The organism is Curtobacterium sp. MCPF17_047, from assembly GCF_003234045.1.
Taxonomy (GTDB): Bacteria; Actinomycetota; Actinomycetes; order Actinomycetales; family Microbacteriaceae; genus Curtobacterium.
The window spans coordinates 156,272-171,072 of the sequence record NZ_QKSF01000001.1 but is presented as its reverse complement, the minus strand read 5'-3'; the positions used below and the strand labels follow the sequence as shown (position 1 = coordinate 171,072).

General features: G+C 68.0%; 13 protein-coding genes. 5 read left to right on the top strand and 8 right to left on the bottom strand.

The features are described from left to right. Positions 1-35 precede the first annotated feature (35 nt). Entirely contained in the window at positions 36-338 is a 303-nt protein-coding gene (locus tag DEJ33_RS00890) for a YciI family protein (RefSeq protein WP_181432748.1), read from the top strand. A gap of 22 nt (positions 339-360) precedes the next feature. Next, positions 361-1,389 carry an alpha/beta hydrolase gene (locus tag DEJ33_RS00885; RefSeq protein WP_111077023.1) on the top strand — a complete coding sequence of 343 codons (1,029 nt, stop codon included), beginning with the start codon at positions 361-363 and terminating at the stop codon, positions 1,387-1,389. A gap of 147 nt (positions 1,390-1,536) precedes the next feature. Here DEJ33_RS00885 and DEJ33_RS00880 read toward each other — a convergent pair whose 3' ends face one another. Continuing rightward, a complete protein-coding gene (locus tag DEJ33_RS00880) occupies positions 1,537-2,454 on the bottom strand; it encodes an alpha/beta hydrolase (RefSeq protein ID WP_111194088.1) in 918 nt (305 codons plus the stop codon). A gap of 145 nt (positions 2,455-2,599) precedes the next feature. Between DEJ33_RS00880 and DEJ33_RS00875 the strand changes: the two genes are divergently transcribed. After that, positions 2,600-3,010 carry a MarR family winged helix-turn-helix transcriptional regulator gene (locus DEJ33_RS00875; RefSeq protein ID WP_258374483.1) on the top strand — a complete coding sequence of 137 codons (411 nt, stop codon included), beginning with the start codon at positions 2,600-2,602 and terminating at the stop codon, positions 3,008-3,010. A gap of 209 nt (positions 3,011-3,219) precedes the next feature. Here the strand turns inward: DEJ33_RS00875 and DEJ33_RS00870 are convergent, their stop codons facing one another. Next, a complete protein-coding gene (locus DEJ33_RS00870; RefSeq protein ID WP_111194087.1) occupies positions 3,220-3,813 on the bottom strand; it encodes a helix-turn-helix domain-containing protein in 594 nt (197 codons plus the stop codon). A 1-nt stretch (position 3,814) separates the two neighbouring features. Between DEJ33_RS00870 and DEJ33_RS00865 the strand changes: the two genes are divergently transcribed. Next, complete coding sequence (locus DEJ33_RS00865) at positions 3,815-4,684, top strand: DMT family transporter (RefSeq protein ID WP_258378053.1); 870 nt, start codon at positions 3,815-3,817, stop codon at positions 4,682-4,684. 337 nt (positions 4,685-5,021) lie between these two features. Here DEJ33_RS00865 and dnaB read toward each other — a convergent pair whose 3' ends face one another. From dnaB to DEJ33_RS00835, 6 genes are all read right to left on the bottom strand, one after another. Next, a complete protein-coding gene (gene dnaB, locus DEJ33_RS00860) occupies positions 5,022-6,386 on the bottom strand; it encodes a replicative DNA helicase (protein WP_111075290.1) in 1,365 nt (454 codons plus the stop codon). Between the two features lie 647 nt (positions 6,387-7,033). Beyond that, positions 7,034-7,486, bottom strand: a complete 453-nt coding sequence (gene rplI, locus DEJ33_RS00855) for a 50S ribosomal protein L9 (protein WP_110902890.1) — start codon at positions 7,484-7,486, stop codon at positions 7,034-7,036. Between the two features lie 14 nt (positions 7,487-7,500). Beyond that, entirely contained in the window at positions 7,501-7,758 is a 258-nt protein-coding gene (gene rpsR / locus DEJ33_RS00850; protein WP_017887834.1) for a 30S ribosomal protein S18, read from the bottom strand. A 47-nt stretch (positions 7,759-7,805) separates the two neighbouring features. Further along, the gene (locus tag DEJ33_RS00845) at positions 7,806-8,393 is read right to left on the bottom strand and encodes a single-stranded DNA-binding protein (RefSeq protein WP_110902891.1); all 588 of its coding nucleotides are present in this window, start codon (positions 8,391-8,393) and stop codon (positions 7,806-7,808) included. 3 nt (positions 8,394-8,396) lie between these two features. Then, complete coding sequence (gene rpsF, locus DEJ33_RS00840) at positions 8,397-8,786, bottom strand: 30S ribosomal protein S6 (RefSeq protein ID WP_110902892.1); 390 nt, start codon at positions 8,784-8,786, stop codon at positions 8,397-8,399. Between the two features lie 160 nt (positions 8,787-8,946). Further along, complete coding sequence (locus DEJ33_RS00835; protein WP_111194214.1) at positions 8,947-10,383, bottom strand: CCA tRNA nucleotidyltransferase; 1,437 nt, start codon at positions 10,381-10,383, stop codon at positions 8,947-8,949. Between the two features lie 111 nt (positions 10,384-10,494). Between DEJ33_RS00835 and DEJ33_RS17415 the strand changes: the two genes are divergently transcribed. Continuing rightward, positions 10,495-14,760: a DUF6049 family protein gene (locus DEJ33_RS17415; protein ID WP_220034425.1), complete on the top strand. Its 4,266-nt coding sequence runs from the start codon at positions 10,495-10,497 to the stop codon at positions 14,758-14,760. The last annotated feature ends 41 nt before the right edge of the window (positions 14,761-14,801 follow it).

Sequence of the window (14,801 nt, the reverse complement as noted above, 5' to 3'; positions counted from 1 at the left end):
GACAGTTGTCCTCGGTAACCACGAAAGGAACCACCATGACCGAGATCTACACCGTCGAGTACTCCTACCCCGACGACACCACGCTGCAGGACGAGCACCGCCCCGCGCATCTGGCCTACCTCCGCGAACGACTCCAGCAGGGTGAACTGCTGCTCTCCGGACCGTGGGGTGACGGCGAGGCCCCCGGTGGGCTGCTCGTCTACCGTGTGGCTGACCGTGCCCGCATCGACGAGATCGTCGGGAACGACCCGTTCGTCGTCAACGAGGTCGTGACAACGAAGCGCGTCCACAGTTGGCGCCCGATCGTCGGCCCCGCGTCCGCCGCGTTCGCCAACTGACCGCATCGCGGCGAGGAGACGCATGACGAACATGACAGGGCAGACGAACACCTGGATGATCCAGGAAGTCGCGAGTCCACGGCTCGACGCGCCGGTCCCGGTAGTCGGCGCCCTCGACGTGCCGACGGCACCGGGGGCGAACCGGTTTCAGACCGTCGACCTGTATCTGCCGCTCACCACCGGCACGCAGGAACTGGTCGGGTCCCCGGTCAGACCGTTCCTCGGTTCTCTCCTCGCGAGCGAACACCCGGCCACGCTGGTGCACGTCCATGGTGGGGCGTGGCGGGATCCGCACCTGACCGGGAGGTCAATCGAGGCAACGGTCGCACATGCCTTCCGCGATGACGGCGGATCGATCCGAGCTGTGGCATCGCTGAACTACTCGATTTCACCTTTCCCCACCCACCCGACCGATCCGTATGAACCGGGGAGCATCGGTCAGCTCGACCCGGCCCGTGAGGCGGTACACCCCGACCACCTCCGAGACGTACTGCAGGGCATCCGGTTCCTGCGCACGCTCGGCCTCGCCGATCGCTCGTACATCCTCAGCGGTCACAGCGCCGGCGCCTGCCTTTCATTCCAAGCGGCACTGCTGGGGCCCGAAGCGTTCGGCCTCGACCCAGATCTGACGCCGCCGACGCCCGCGGCGCTCTACGGAGTGAACGGCTTGTACGACCTTCCCAACCTCGTCGACCGGCCAGGTTCAACCCACGAGCACGTCGCCGCGGAGTACGAAAACCTCCTCTCTCACGCGTTCGGGGACCGCTCGCGATGGTCAGGCGCGAGCCCCGCACGGCTGGATTCAGAAGCGATTCGGTACCGGCTGGAGCGGGGACTTGTCCCCCGGCTCGTAGTGCTCGACCAGAGCGAGTCGGACCAGCTCGTGCCGATGAACCAACTCGAGACGATGCAGGAGGCCCTCCTCAGCGTCCAGGGGCTGCTCACGGCGCGAAGCCGGCGCGCCGCGGGCCCGCACGCTATGCCGTGGGAGGACGGGCTGATGCTCTGGACCGCGGTTCACGACGTCGTCCGCACCCTTGGGGCATCATGAACCGTTGACGAGCTGGCGACCCCGACGAGCGGGCCACCGGACGAGCCGGAACGACCGGTGAGGGACCGTTCAGCGGGCGCTGCGACTCGTGGCGTTTCACGAGCGGCAGTGCGCCCTCGACGTTGGCGGCAGATGTTGTCGGGCGATTCAGTTGGCGAGGTGCTGCTGGAAGAAAGTGTTCAGGGTCTGGACCGCTTCGTTGACGTACTTCGGTTCGTCGTACATCTCGTAGTGGCCCGCCCCTTCGACGACGTGGAAGTTCTTGGCGTTGGGCGCCTTCTCCCAGAGCGCGAGCCCGTCCGAGTAGGAGAACGTGGTCCCGAGCCGCCCGCCGACGATGATCTGGAGCGGCTGGGTGAGGAGTTCCTCGACGAGGTTGAAGGCGTCGTAGCCGAGCATCATCGCATCGCTGGTGAAGTAGCGGCGATTGGTGGAGTGCTCGTTGTAGCCGCGCGAGGTCCGGTAGAACCGCACCGCCTCCAGGGTGTCAACGTCAGTGATGCCGAAAGCCGCCGCCTGTTCCTCCGTGTCGGGGATCCACATGTTGCGGTCGACGTCTTCGCCAGCAGCGGCCGCCGTGCGATTGACACCCACGGCCTCGATCATCGCGATCACGGAGCCCGTCGAGGAGGTATCGGCCTGGCGGAATGCTCGCCCGACATTGACGGGCACGACCGTTCCGAGCGCCTTGATCCGATGGTCGGTCATGGTCGCACTGACCGCGTAGCCACCACCGGCGCAGATGCCGACAGCTCCGATCCGGGCGTTATCGACGCACGGAAGCGTCGTGAGGTAGTCGACGGCGAACCGGATGTCATCGACCCGTGCGGCCGGGTTCTCGAGGTCGCGTGGGTGGCCACCACTCTGGCCCTGGAAGCCCGGATCGAAGGCGAGCGCGACGTAGCCGCGATCGGCAAGGCCTCGGCCGTAGTTGGCACCGATCTGCTCTTTCACGCTGCTGCCCGGGGTGGAGATCACGACCGCCGGATACGTGCGGTCCTCGCGGAAACCATCTGGCAGGTGCAACTGGCCGGCGAGGTCGAAGGTGTCGTTGGTGAACGTCACGTCGTGCGTTGAAGACACGGTGAAGGAGTCCCTTCCAGGAGGATTGTGGCGTGCTGCTAGGCTTGTTCGATATTCAGACAGTACATCGAGCCGATTGTTCCGATCGGAACTAGTACGAAACTGTACCACTTTGGGAAGGAATCACTTGCCCGCATCGAACGCTGCGCGCATCTGGTCGCTCAATCACCAGGTGCTCACCCGCGTCATGAACGACTGCGCCCCGGACATCGAGGCCCTTGGGCTGGAGGCAAAGGAGTTCTTCGTGCTCGGAGAAGTCGACGACTGCCCGTACCCCGCGGAGCTGGCCGATCGGCTCGTCCTGCCCAAAGCCAGCGTGACCGTGTACCTGAAGAGCCTCGAGGCCAAGGGCTTCGTCCGCCGGGAAATCGATCCTGCCGACCTCCGACGCCACCGCCTCGCTGTCACTCCAGAAGGTGCGCAGACCCTCGACGAGGCGCTCGAAGTCCTGTCCGCGAAATTCGACGAATGGCTCGTGCGCCTCGACACCGACGAGCAGGCGGAACTGCAACGACTACTGGCAAAACTGCTCAACTAGCGACGTTTCTCCCGCTACAAGCCGCAAGACCGAGGAACGTCGCAGCTCCGCCCGACGGGTTCGATAGCCGATCGACTATCGGGACACTGACGCGCAAATCACAAGAGTTCCTGATGGGAGTCCGCAACGTTTCAGAGCGATCAGGCGTTCGGGGCCCTCGTGACTCGACTGGTCGATCGCGAACTTACCGCCTGCAAGCGAGAAGAGCTTCACTTCTGAGTGGCGACGACGCGGACGAACCGGACGAGCGCCGGTCCGGCGTTGAAGTAGGAGTACCGCTGAGAGGTCGGGAAAGCCAAATGATCACCTGCGTGGAGTTCCGTCGTGCCGGACTCGAACTCCACCCGGACCGACCCTTCGATGACGAGGATCATCTCTGACCACCCCTCCGGGTCGGTCTCCGCGTTGTATCGGTCACGGGGTTCGAGTACCCAGAACCAGAGCTGCACGTTCTTGCTCGCGGGTACTGATGCCAGCAGGGTCGCAGCGCTGGTCGGACCATTCCCTCGCCACGTGACTTCGTTGATGTCGGTGTGCTGGGCGGCGGGGGCAGCAACGAGGTCGACGAACGTGACTCCGAGCGCCTCCGCAAGGTGGTCAAGTCCCAACAGGCTGATGTTCGCCTCACCGGACTCCAACTTGATGACAGTGCGGCGGCTGATACCCGCACGTTCGGCGAGCGCGAGCTGGCTCATGTTGGCTGCCGATCGGTAGCGACGAACGTTCTCGCTGACATGCGCCAGCACGCCCGCTGCCTCGTTACTGTTTGCGTGCACAATCGTGCACTCTACGCTGTGCAGCATGTTGCACACCTTCGGACGGCTTCCATCGGTCTCCCGGCAGGAGCTCTCACTCCTGATCGTCACCGTCGTGTGGGGTGCGACCTTCACGATCGTCCACGTTGCCGTGCAGCAGAGCGGCCCGTGGTTCTTCGTCGGGACGCGATACCTCATCGCGGGCATGATCAGCGTGCTGGTCTTCGGCCGAGGGCTCGGTCAGCTCAGTCGAGCTGAGGTCTTCGCGGGCTCAGCCATCGGAGCGATGATCTTCCTCGGGTACGGCCTGCAGGCTGTCGGTTTGCAGACCATCGGCGGTGGGACTTCCGCCTTCATCACCGCCCTGTACGTACCGCTCGTTCCGGTCCTGCAATGGGTCGTGTTCAAGAAGCGACCGCAGCTTCTCACCTGGGTGTCGGTAGCTCTTGCTTTCGGTGGGCTCGTGCTCATCGCAGATCCAGCCAGAGCAGGTCTCACCGTTGGCCCGGGCGAGATCGCAACAGTCGTCAGCGCGCTCCCGATCGCAGTCAACATCATCCTCATCGGCTGGTTCGCCGGGAAGGTCCACCTGGGCCGCGTCATCGTCGTGCAACTGCTCGTTGCTGGAGCGCTCGGGCTCGCGACGATGCCAGTGGTCGGCGAGCGGCCACCTGACTTCTCGTGGGTGTGGTTGTCGGCAGCAGCGGCTCTCGGCGCCGCGAGCTGTGTGATCCAACTCACGATGAACTGGGCGCAACGGACCGTGTCACCGACCCGCGCGACCATCATCTACGCAGGGGAACCTGTCTGGGCCGCGATCATCGGCGTCTTCGCCGGCGAACAACTTCCCGCCATCGCGATCCTTGGTGCTGTCCTCATCCTTGCCAGCTCCCTCCTCAGTGCATTTGACCACCGCTGACGGCTGTGAATCACACCTCGCCCCTAACGGTGTCGCTGACATGTAATACCAGCGCCATTCCCTCGGTAGTCGATCGTCAGGAACCACCCACTGCCAGATGCAGCGCAACGTGTCAGACGGCCCCTTGAGGACACGTAAGGCTGCGCGTTGGACACGTTGTTTCTGCAGCCACATGCGAGCCGAGGCCACCGACCGGTCGCGCAACTCGACACTACGCACTGCCCCGAGCACGACAAGGGCCTCATCGTCGTCGCTGCCAAACAACGCGTCCAAGTTGGTATTTCAGACACGTTGAGTGGCAATCGGACACGTTAGCTGGCGGACGACAACAACTCCCCTACTGCGGCATGTCCACGAACCGCGAGAACATCCCGTGGAACGCCACCGTGATGGTGTCAGTGGGCCCGTTGCGGTGCTTCGCCACGATCAGGTCCGCCTCCCCCTGACGCGGGTTGTCCTTCTCGTACGCCGACTCGCGGTGCAGCAAGATGACCATGTCGGCGTCCTGCTCGATCGACCCGGACTCACGCAGGTCGGAGATCATGGGCTTCTTGTCGGCACGTTGCTCGGGTCCACGGTTCAGCTGCGACAGGGCGATGACGGGCACCTGCAGCTCCTTCGCCATGAGCTTGAGCGCACGCGAGAACTCCGACACCTCTTGCTGGCGGCTCTCGACCTTCTTGCCGGAGGTCATCAGCTGCAGGTAGTCGATGACGACGAGCTTCAGGTTGTGCTGCTGCTTGAGCCGACGGCACTTGGCGCGGATCTCGACGAGGGTCATGTTGGGGGAGTCGTCGATGAAGAACGGAGCGTCGTTGATGCGTCCGCGGGTCTGCGCGATGGTGGTCCAGTCGCGGGCGTCGACGGTGCCCTTGCGCATGTTCTGCAGGGGCACGCTGGACTCGGCGGACAGCAGGCGCATGGCGATCTCGGCGCGCCCCATCTCGAGCGAGAAGAACGCGGCGGTCTGGTTGTGCTTGAGGGCTGCTGAGCGGCACAGGTCGAGCGCCAGGGTCGACTTGCCGAGTGCCGGTCGTGCCGCGACGATGATGAGCTGTCCGGGGTGGAAGCCGTTGGTCAGGGCGTCCATTTGGGCGAACCCGGTCGGGACGCCCGTCATCTGCCCGTCGCGGCCCTTCGCGGCTTCGATCTCGTCGATGGCGGTGCCGATGGCTTCGGTGAGGGGGACGTAGTCCTCGGTCTGCACCCCGCCGGCGACGTTGTAGACCTCGGCCTGGGCACTGTTGACGAGGTCGGTGACCTCACCTTCGCTGGCGTAGCCCATCTGGACGATGCGGGTGCCGGCTTCGACCAGGCGGCGGAGGACCGCCTTCTCCGCGACGATGGCGGCGTAGTAGCCGGCGTTCGCCGCGGTGGGCACCATGCTCGTCAGGCTGTGCAGGTACTCGGCGCCGCCGCCACGGGACAGGAGGCCCGTCTTCGTCAGCTCGTCGGTGACGGCGATGACGTCGGTCGGCTCGCCGTGGGAGTAGAGCGACAGGATCGCGTCGAAGATGACCTCGTGCTTGGGGATGTAGAAGTCCACGCCGCGGGCGGTCTCGATGACGTCGGCGACGGCGTCCTTCGACAGCATCATTCCGCCGATGGTGGACTGCTCCGCGAGCATGTCGTGCGGGGGAGTGCGGTCGTTGTTCCGCTCGGCGTACTCCCGGGGGGCCGGGTCCAGATGCGCGATCGACACACGTGCTCCTCAGTGTTTGGCGGTGCTGGCGGACGGCCCGGTGGACCGTTCCCCACCGAGCAGTTCTACCCCGGGCGACCGACATCCCCGAGTCGCTGGCTCAAGCTACGGGTACGGAGTTATCCCCAGCAAACGGCCCTGTGGACAACTCTGTGGAGAGGTCGTGGAACACGCCGGACTCCTGTGTGGAGGGCTGTGTACTCCACTGTGGATAACTCCACCGGAGAACACACTTTCGACTGTTGACCTGGGGTTTCCTGATCCACACCATGTGTGGAGAACTCGGCTTCAAGCGTGAGTCGAAGGTTGCCCTTCGAGCCTGTCACTGTGCAGAACCGACTTGACAAACGGCACCCGCGTCCCGTCACACTCGGCTGGCTCCCAGGTGGCAGAACCGAGCAGGACGTAACCAGCCAGTCGTGTTTCGGGTGCCGGACGTGCTCGACCGGCACGCGCCTCCAGGACGTTCTCGACACCCGCCGACACGCCCGGGACCACGAGGTTGGCGTCCGTCGAACAGTCCCCGTCGACCGGCCGTACGGGGCGGAGACACCACGTGCACCCCGGGCATGCGAGAAGGGCGGGCCTCCCACTGGGGGAGACCCGCCCTTCCGGCGGTGCTGGTGCTGCCGGAGCAGCGACCGGGACTACTTCGCGGCGACGACCTTCAGCGAGATGGTCGCGACGATGTCCTCGCGCAGACGCACGGTGGCCTCGTGGTCACCGACGGTCTTGATGGTCGCGGGGACCTCGACCTTGCGCTTGTCGAGCGAGCCGACGCCCTGCGCCTGGACGGCGTCAGCGACGTCACCCGGGCGGACGGAGCCGAAGAGACGACCGTCCTTGCCGGCCTTGACCGACAGCTGGATGGTGGCGTTCTCGAGCTTCATCTTGAGGTCCTGTGCCTCTTCGATGGTGGCGAGCTCGCGTGCGGTACGAGCAGCACGGATCGACTCGACCTGCTTCTCGCCGCCCTTCGACCACGACACGGCGAAGCCCTGCGGGATCAGGTAGTTGCGGGCGTAGCCGTTCTTGACGTCGACGACGTCACCGGCGGAACCGAGGCCAGAGACCTCGTGGGTGAGGATGAGCTTCGACATTCGTCGACCTCCGATCAGCGGCCGGAGCCGGCGTAGGGGAGGAGCGCCATCTCACGGGCGTTCTTCACGGCACGGGCGATGAGGCGCTGCTCCTGGACGGAGACGCCGGTGATGCGACGGGCGCGGATCTTCCCACGCTCCGAGATGAACTTGCGAAGGGTCGCAACGTCCTTGTAGTCGATGACGCCGACCTTGATCGACTTCGCGGGAGCGGCGTTCTTGCCGCCCTTACCGCGAGGCTTCCGGCGATCGCCGGTGCTCTTTCCAGCCATTGTGTGTCCTTAGAGAAGAAGAAGTTGTGTCGTCAGACCGCTGAGGATCAGAACGGGGTCTCGTCGTCGTAGGTGCCGCCGGGGGTGGACCACACGTCGTTCGACGATGCGTTCCCGCCACCCTGCTGACCACCCTGCGGCGACCACGGGGCGTCGGACTGACCGCCACCGTTGCCACCGGACGCGCCACCGTTGTAGCCGCCGTTGCCGCCGGAGGAGTTGCCTCCGCCGACCTGGCCACGGCCACCACCGGCGCCACCACCACTGCCACCCGGTGCACGGGTGATCTGGGCGGTCGCGTACCGGAGCGAGGGGCCGATCTCGTCGACCTCGAGCTCGATGCTCGTCCGCTGCTGACCCTCACGGTCCTGGTAGGAACGCTGACGGAGACGACCCTGCGCGATGACGCGCGAGCCCTTCGTCAGCGACCCCGCCACGTGCTCGGCGAACTCGCGCCACACACTCGCACGGAGGAACAGCGCGTCGCCGTCCTTCCACTCGTTCGCCTGACGGTCGAACGTGCGAGGAGTCGACGCGATGGTGAAGTTCGCCACGGCGAGCCCGTTCTGCGTGTAGCGCAGCTCCGGGTCCGCGGTGAGGTTGCCCACCACCGTGATGACGGTTTCGCCGGCCACGGGCTACTCGGCGCTCGCGGTCGTGGCGGCCGAGGCCGACGCGTTGGCGGCCTTGCGGGCGGCACGGGCTTCGTCGCGCTGCTTCTGCGCGGCGACCTGGGCCATGCCCTCTTCGGCGCGGAGGACCTTGGTGCGCAGCACGGCCTCGGAGAGACCGAGCTGGCGGTCCAGCTCCTTGGCGGAGTCGGCGGACGACGTGAAGTTCACGACGGCGTAGATGCCCTCGTTCTTCTTCGCGATCTCGTAAGCGAGCCGGCGACGGCCCCAGACGTCCACGTTGTCGACGGTGCCACCGTCGTTGCGGATGACCGCGAGGAACTTGTCCAGGCTGGGAGCGACGGTGCGCTCATCGATCTCGGGGTCGAGGATCGCCATCAGTTCGTACTGGTGCATGCGGAACCCACCTCCTCTGGTCTCAGCGGCCCCGGGCAGTTCCCGGGGCAGGAGGGTTGATGCATGTGCCTCGGCACGCTGAATGCGCGCGAGACAACCTGCCCATCGTAGCGGACGGCCTGGAGGCGCGCCACCGGCTGTGCAGAGCGACCGGCGTCGGTCAGGCGGACGCGTCGCGGGACGCCCACCACGTGCGGAGGCGCGCCTCGGCGTCCTCGGGTCCGAGCGGCCCCTCGTCCATCCGCGCCTCGAGCAGGAACCGGTACGCCTCGCCCACCGCGCGCCCCGGCGGGATGTCGAGGATCCGCATGATGTCGTCCCCCGAGAGGTCGGGACGCATGGAGTCGAGTTCCTCCTGCTCCGCGAGGACGGCGATCCGGGCCTCCAGGTCGTCGTACGCGAACCCGAGCCGGTCCGCCTTCCGACGGTTCCGGGTGGTGACGTCCGAGCGGGTGAGCTCGTGCAGCCGCTCGAGCTGGTCACCGGCGTCCCGGACGTAGCGACGGACGGCCGCGTCGGTCCAGGCGCCCTCGGTGTAGCCGAAGAACCGCAGGTGCAGTTCGATCAGGCGGGACACCGAGGCGATCGTGTCGTTGTCGAAGCGCAGGGCGCGGAGCCGCTTCTTCGCGAGCTTCGAGCCGACCAGGTCGTGGTGGTGGAAGCTCACGGCGCCGCCCGGCTCGAGCTTCCGGGTCGCCGGCTTGCCGATGTCGTGCAGCAGTGCGGCCAGACGCAGGACCGTGTCGGGGGCGTCGCCGGGGTGGCGTTCGGCCTCGTACCCGATGGCCTGCGTCAGGACGGTGAGCGAGTGCTCGTAGACGTCCTTGTGGTGGTGGTGCTCGTCGATCTCGAGCTTCATCGCGGGGAGCTCGGGCAGGATCCGCTCGGCGATGCCGGAGTCGACCAGCAGCCGGACACCCTCGACCGGGACCGCCGTGTTCAGGAGCTTCACGAGTTCGTCCCGCACGCGCTCGGCGGAGATGTTCTCGATCGAGTCGGCGAGGTCGGACATGGCGTCACGGACGTCGTCGGAGACGGTGAACCCGAGCTGGGCCGTGAACCGTGCCGCGCGCATCATCCGGAGCGGGTCGTCGCGGAAGGACACCCGAGCCGCCTGTGGCGTCGCGAGGCGCTGCGCGAGCAGGTCCTCGACGCCGCCGTGGACGTCGACGAGTTCGCGCTGGGGGAGTCGGAGCGCCATCGCGTTGACGGTGAAGTCGCGGCGGAGCAGGTCGGCCTCGATGGTGTCGCCGAAGGTGACCTCGGGCTTGCGGGTCTCGCCGTCGTAGACGTCACTGCGGTAGGTGGTGATCTCGACCTGCTCGCCGCGGACCATCGCGGCGATGGTGCCGAACTGGCGGCCGACGTCCCAGGTCGAGCTGGCGAGGGGCTCGACGATCGCCAGGACGGCGTCGGGTCGGGCGTCCGTCGTGAAGTCGAGGTCGGTCACCGGACGGCCGAGGAAGGCGTCCCGTACGGGTCCGCCGACGAGCGCGAACTCGTGACCGGCGGCGGCGAACGCCCGTGCGAGGACGTCGACGGTGTCGGTGGCGGCGAGTGCGTCGAGTCGCTCGACGGCCTGGGCTACGGACTGCATGACGCCGTCGATCATCCCAGATAGTGGGCGCGAGCACCTGCGCGCTCGCCTGCTGTCATGGTCGCGCCTCATACACTCGTCGTGGCCCGCTGAAGACCAGGACCCTCCCACATGCAGATTCTCCGTACCGTGCTCGCCGCCGCCGCGTCCGCCCTGGTCGCCACCGGTCTGGTCATCGCGCCCGCAGCGGTGGACGTCGCCGACGCCGCCACCACCTCGAAGCCGGCGACGCCGGCGACGGCCCAGGCGGGCACCACGTCGGTCCAGGTGACCCCCTCCGGACGCGGGGTGCTCGACCTCGGCGACGACCTCTCGCTCTCCGTCACGGTGACGAACGACACGGACACCGCGCTGCCGGCGGGCCGTGCGGACCTGGACATCATCCGGCCGGTGGTGGGGACGCGCGACATCCTCACCGACTGGCTCAACGACACCTCGTCAGACGGTTACCCCAGCGAGCCCATGGACCGGGTGACGATCCCGGAGGTCCCGGCACACCGATCCGTCACGGTCGACTCGATCTCGGTGCCGTTCGCCGACGTCCGTCTCGGCACGCTCAACCCCTTCGGCGCCCGACGCATCGCGGCCTCGTACGTCGCCGGATCGACCCTCGCGGTCGGGCGCTCCGCCTTCACCTGGAACCCCGGGCCCGACCCCGCACCGGTCGACGTCGCGGTCGCGATGCCCGTCACCGTCCCGGCGACCGAGGACGGCCTACTCAGCGCGAACACCCTGGCCGCCGACACCGCGCTGGACGGCACGCTGACCCAGCAGCTCGACGCGGCGGCCGGCCACAGCGTCGCCCTCGCCGTCGACCCCCGCATCATCGCGTCGATCCGCATCCTCGGCGACGACGCCCCGAGTTCCGCGACGGCGTGGCTCGAGCGGCTCGAGGGCCTCCGGAACGAGAAGTTCCCGCTGTCCTACGCCGACGCGGACGTGACGGGGCTGCGCCAGGCCGGGCTGTCGGGCATCGCCGCGCCGATCTCCTTCGACCAGGCCATCGCCGCCGCCGTGGACGCCGACCGGTTCCCCGGGGCGACCCCGAGCCCGACCGCCACCGCGACCCCGGCGGACCCGGCCACGGACCCCGCGCAGGACCCGGCCGACCAGGGAAGTGGCAGCGGCAGCGGCAGCGGCAGCGACACCACGCAGACCCCCGACGACACCGCCACCGGACCGACCGACACCGCCAGCGCAGACGCGGCAGACGGCAACGGCAACGGAGCCGACGAGACCGACCCCGCCACCATCCCTACCTCGGCTTCGCTGGTGTCCTTCCCCTGGACCGTCGACACCGTCGCCTGGCCCGTCGAGGGCACCGTCGCCGCCGACGACCTCCCCGCTCTGCGCACCGCCGGCTCCACCTCGACGATCCTCTCCAGCGGGAACACCTCCGCCGGCCGGGACACCACGGTCGCCGCCGCCGAGCAGGTCGGCTCCACCAAGGCCCTCGTGTCCGACCAGGGCATGTCCGACCTCCTGCGCCAGGCCGCCGACGCCCGCTCCGCACGGGCCACCGACCGCGCCGTGGCGACGCTCCGTGCCACCCTCGCCACCGTCGCCGTCCAGGGCAGCGCCACGGGCCCGGTCCTGCTGACCCTCGGCCGGTCCTGGCCGACCGACTCCGCCCGCCTGGAGCAGGCCCTGGACGCCCTCGAGGACACCGCCTGGATCTCGCCGACGGACTTCTCCACGGTCGTCGACGCGAAGCCGGGCTCGCTCACCCTGCAGAGCAGTGACGACGGCGCCGACCGGCTCACGGTCCTCCGGCGCCTGGTGCGGTCCGAGCAGGCGCTCGTCGACTTCGCCAGCGCGGTCACCGACCCGGTCCAGGTCACGGCTCCGGCCCGCCTGCGGACCCTCGCCGCCGCGTCGAACGCCTGGCGTGCGGACACCGACGGACTGACGACGGTCGTGGACGGGATCGCCGCGGACCACCGGGAGACCATCGGCAGCGTCGGGATCGTCAACTCGAGTGACATCACGCTGCTCGGTGACCGGTCCTCGCTGCCGATCTCGGTCCGGAACCGTTCCGACTGGCCGGTCACGGTGTTCCTGACCGTCACGCCGTCGAACTCGTTCCTGCGCATCGAGCGGAACGCCGTCGAGGTCACGATCCAGCCCCGCTCCTCGACCCGCACCACCTTCCCGGTGCAGTCGGTCGCGAACGGCAAGGTCGCGCTGTCGATGGCGCTGACGAGCGCGAGTGGTGCCCGCATCGCCACCCCCGCCACGGTCGAGATCAACGTGCAGGCGCAGTGGGAGACCGTGATCACGGCCCTCGCCGCGATCGCCGTCGTGGCGGTCTTCGGCCTCGGGATCCTCCGCAACGTCCGCCGCCGCCTCCGTCGCCGCAACGGCGAGCCGGAACCCGAGGACGACGACCCCAACCGTCCCCTCGAGATCCAGCCCCCCGGGCCGGGCGAGCGTCCGCTGGCCGCCGACGTGTCCCGGTCTGCCGACGTGGTCCGACCTGCTGACACCTCCCGGTCTGGAGGCCCGGCCCCCGTCCCCGGGGCCGCCACCGCCATCGCCGTGGCCAGCTCCGGCACCGACACCGTCGGTGGGGACGGCGACCGTCTCGAGGACGCGATCGCGCGCGCCGGGATGGAGTCGAGCCTCCCGTCCGACCGAGACGACCAGAGCGACCAGGGCGACCGACACGACCAGGGCGACCGCCCGCACCCCGAGGAGCCGACCATCAGCACCACCCAGCCCAGCGCCGAGGTCGACGCCGAACAGGGCGAGGGCCGCGGCCTCGGCCGGGCCAGCGCGATGCTGGCGGCGGGGACGATGATCTCCCGCCTGCTCGGGTTCGCGAAGACGTTCGTGCTCGCCTACGCGATCGGCCAGGCGAACTCCCGGTCCGCCGACGCGTTCGCCGTCTCGAACCAGCTGCCGAACAACATCTACGCGCTCATCGCCGGCGGACTGCTGTCGGCCGTGCTCATCCCGCAGATCGTGCGCTCGATGTCGCAGAACGGCGACGGCGGGCGGGCCTACGTCAACAAGATCGTGACCCTCGGAGGCTCGGTCTTCGTCGTCATCACGATCATCGCGACCCTGCTCGCGCCGCTCCTGGTGCGTCTCTACTCGGCGCAGGCGCAGGACGGCAAGGGCTTCTCGCCGGCCGCCACCGACCTGGCCGTGGCGTTCGCGTTCTGGTGCCTGCCGCAGATCCTCTTCTACGCGATCTACTCGCTGCTCGGTGAGGTCCTCAACGCCAAGCAGGTGTTCGGGCCGTTCACCTGGGCGCCGCTCATCAACAACGTCATCGCGATCTCCGGCCTCGTCGTCTTCATCGCGATGTTCGGGAACCGCGCGGTCAACTCCGGCACCGACGACTGGACGCCGCTGAAGATCGCGGTGCTCGCCGGCAGCGCCTCGCTCGGCGTGCTGGCACAGGCCGCGTTCCTGCCGTTCTTCTGGAAGCGCGCGGGCCTGACCTTCCGCCCCGACTTCCGGTGGCGCGGCGTCGGGCTCAAGGCGACCGGGACCGCCGCCGGCTGGCTCTTCGCGATGATCCTCGTCACGCAGCTCGCCGGCATCGTGCAGTCCCGCGTGGCCTCGCTCGGCTCGGGCAACGCCGGCAACGCTGTCCTGCAGAACGCCTGGCTGCTCTTCATGCTGCCGCACTCGATCATCGCCGTGTCGATCGCCACCGCGTACTTCACCCGGATGAGCCACGACGCCGAACGCGGCGACCTGGCAGCCGTCCGGCGCAACCTGTCGCTGTCGCTCCGGATCGTCGGGCTGTTCACGGTGTTCTCGTCGGTGGCGCTGATGGTGGTCGCCGCACCGTTCGGCCGGATGTTCGCCGCGGACTTCGACGGTGCGTTCTCGATCGGCGCCGTCCTGCTCGCCTACATGCCCGGACTGGTGCTGTTCAGCATGCTCTTCATCGTCCAGCGGGTGTTCTGGGCGATGCACGACCACCGGACCCCGTTCTTCATGCAGCTCGTGCAGTCGGTCCTGTTCGTGATCGGTGCGCTCGCGGTCACCCTGCTGCCGGGGAACATCATCGGGCTCTCGCTCGCCGCGTGCACGACGATCGCCGGCTCGGCCCAGACGATCGTGGCCCTCGTCGTGGTCCGCCGTCGACTCGACGGCATCGAGGGTCGCATCATCGCGCGCTCGCACCTGCAGTTCGTCATCGCCGCAGTCGTCGCCGGCGTGGTCGGGTTCCTCGTCACGACGTTCTTCGGCGGGTACTCCCGCACCGGGTTCGCCATGTCCGACTTCACGAGCGCGTTCATCACCGTGGTGCTCGCCGGCGCCGTGATGGTGGCCGTCTACTTCGCCGTGCTGGTCGTCGTCAAGAACGCCGAGGTCCGCAGTGCCCTCGACCTCGTGCGCGCCCGGCTCGGACGCTGACCGCGGAGCCAGTCCCGGGAATGGGGCGCAGCTACCATGGG

Bases quoted from the DNA above. Each gene is read 5' to 3' on its own strand.
- DEJ33_RS00890 (WP_181432748.1), top strand. From the start codon at position 36: ATGACCGAGATCTACACCGTCGAGTACTCCTACCCCGACGACACCACG.
- DEJ33_RS00885 (WP_111077023.1), top strand. From the start codon at position 361: ATGACGAACATGACAGGGCAGACGAACACCTGGATGATCCAGGAAGTC.
- DEJ33_RS00870 (WP_111194087.1), bottom strand. From the start codon at position 3,813: ATGCTGCACAGCGTAGAGTGCACGATTGTGCACGCAAACAGTAACGAG.
- rplI (WP_110902890.1), bottom strand. From the start codon at position 7,486: ATGTCGAAGCTCATCCTCACCCACGAGGTCTCTGGCCTCGGTTCCGCC.
- rpsR (WP_017887834.1), bottom strand. From the start codon at position 7,758: ATGGCTGGAAAGAGCACCGGCGATCGCCGGAAGCCTCGCGGTAAGGGC.
- rpsF (WP_110902892.1), bottom strand. From the start codon at position 8,786: ATGCACCAGTACGAACTGATGGCGATCCTCGACCCCGAGATCGATGAG.
- DEJ33_RS00835 (WP_111194214.1), bottom strand. From the start codon at position 10,383: ATGCAGTCCGTAGCCCAGGCCGTCGAGCGACTCGACGCACTCGCCGCC.
- DEJ33_RS17415 (WP_220034425.1), top strand. From the start codon at position 10,495: ATGCAGATTCTCCGTACCGTGCTCGCCGCCGCCGCGTCCGCCCTGGTC.